At 40.0% G+C, this 1,775-nt stretch carries 2 protein-coding genes; both read left to right on the top strand.

All coding sequences use genetic code 11. From position 1 onward, the window contains the following. The coding region (locus tag V7147_RS25000; protein ID WP_335370500.1) for an AAA family ATPase at window positions 1–693 on the top strand (693 nt) is incomplete at its 5' end. Beyond that, window positions 694–1,775: DUF58 domain-containing protein (locus V7147_RS25005; RefSeq protein ID WP_335370501.1), on the top strand; the 1,082-nt coding region annotated here is incomplete at its 3' end.

Here is a 1,775-nt window from a genome sequence, read left to right on the forward strand (position 1 = left end):
GAGCAGGACTTCCAGCTTCGTCCGGGTCCTGTTATGACGAATATCCTGTTAGCGGATGAAATTAACCGTGCAACTCCACGGACGCAATCAAGTTTACTGGAGGTAATGGAGGAACGCCAGGTAACGATTGATGGTGAAACATTAAAACTTCCTTCACCATTTGTCGTCATTGCGACGCAAAACCCAATCGAATCACAACAGGGAACATTCCCGCTTCCCGAGGCACAAATGGACCGTTTCTTCGTGCAAATTGATCTTGGCTATCCAAGCTTTGACGAAGAAAAGCAAATCATGAGAAGGTATCGACAAAACAACCCAATCGAGGAAATTTTAGAGGTTCTATCAAAAGAAGAGATCCAATCGATGCAAGCTGAAGTTAGTCAAGTAAGACTCTCTGATGAAGTTGAGGATTATTTATTACGAATTATTCACGCCACTAGGGATCATGAAGATGTTGAAGTCGGTGTGAGCCCAAGGGGAACTCTTGCGCTGATGAAGGCAGCCCAAGGTAAAGCGTATTTAGAAGGACGTATGTTTGTAACCCCTGAGGATATTAAATTTATGGTTCCATTTGTCATTACACACCGACTTGTGCTGACGATGGAGGGATCATTGAAGAAAACGAATCGCCAAATTGTTCAAGAACTGCTTCGGGGGGTATCTGTTCCGGTTGAAGCTGGGGCAGTGAAATAAATGAATTGGCAGCGACAAATTTCAACTGGGAATGAAATGTCTTATATGTCATTTCTTTCTTCTGCATTTATTTTAGTTGGGATCCTTTCACAGGTGTTTTTGCTTGTGTTTGTAGGGGTGCTGTTCCTCTTGTTTGTCTTTCTAAACAAATATTATTTAAAGCATGTTGGAAATAAAATTGTTGTTTCTGTGGATAAAGAAACTGTTAAGCTTTTTAAAGGTGAAGAAAGCGATTTTTCGCTTACTTTACGACAGGAGGGTTTATTACCAATCTTTAATGCTCAAATCCGTTTGACGATTGATCATGTAGTAGGTTTTAAGAATGAAAGAAAAGTATTAGAAACGGAACAGATTGAACTATCCCTTCCACTAACGCTATTCGGAAGGCAAGCCTCCACCACAAGGCTGCCATTTGATGGGAAACATAGGGGAGTTGCGAAAATCCGAACACTCGAGATTAGAATCCCACATTTATTTGGCTTTGGAGAGGCTTATCTTCATTATATGAAGCCGGTTAGCTTTGAAACGATTATTTATTCTTCACCTGAAACGGTAGGAGGAATCGAAAAAATTGTTCCAAAAAATCAAGGCGATTATCCAATCCGAAGTTCATTTTTTGAGGATATGACGGCAATTGTCGGAACAAGGGGTTATGTTTCATCTGATCCTTTTAATCGAGTTCATTGGAAGGCGAGCGCTCGTACCAATCACTTACAAACAAAGCTTTTTGATAAAACGGCACAGTTTTCATGGACGATTATCATCAATGTCCGTGAACGAAAATTGGAGCAATCTTTAAGTGGCTTAACCTATTTGCTAGAATCAGCTACCGTAAAAAATATTCCGTTTGAGGTTTATGTCAATGTTAGAAGAGCCGGAAAAACGCCATATATCCATCTGCCTCTTGGAAAGGGGAAGGAGCACTTAGCTAAAGCACTCGAATTGATTGCTAGACTAAGTAAGCACAGTGTTACGATTCCATTTCATTACATGATTCACGTAATTGAAAGACAACAGCAGCTTTCACCTTATATGATTGTTTTAGGTGAAATGGAAGAAAATGAGCAATTGATTTTAAAAAG

This window comes from Bacillus sp. JJ1521 (assembly GCF_036965165.1).
Taxonomy (GTDB): domain Bacteria; phylum Bacillota; class Bacilli; order Bacillales; family Bacillaceae_L; genus Ferdinandcohnia.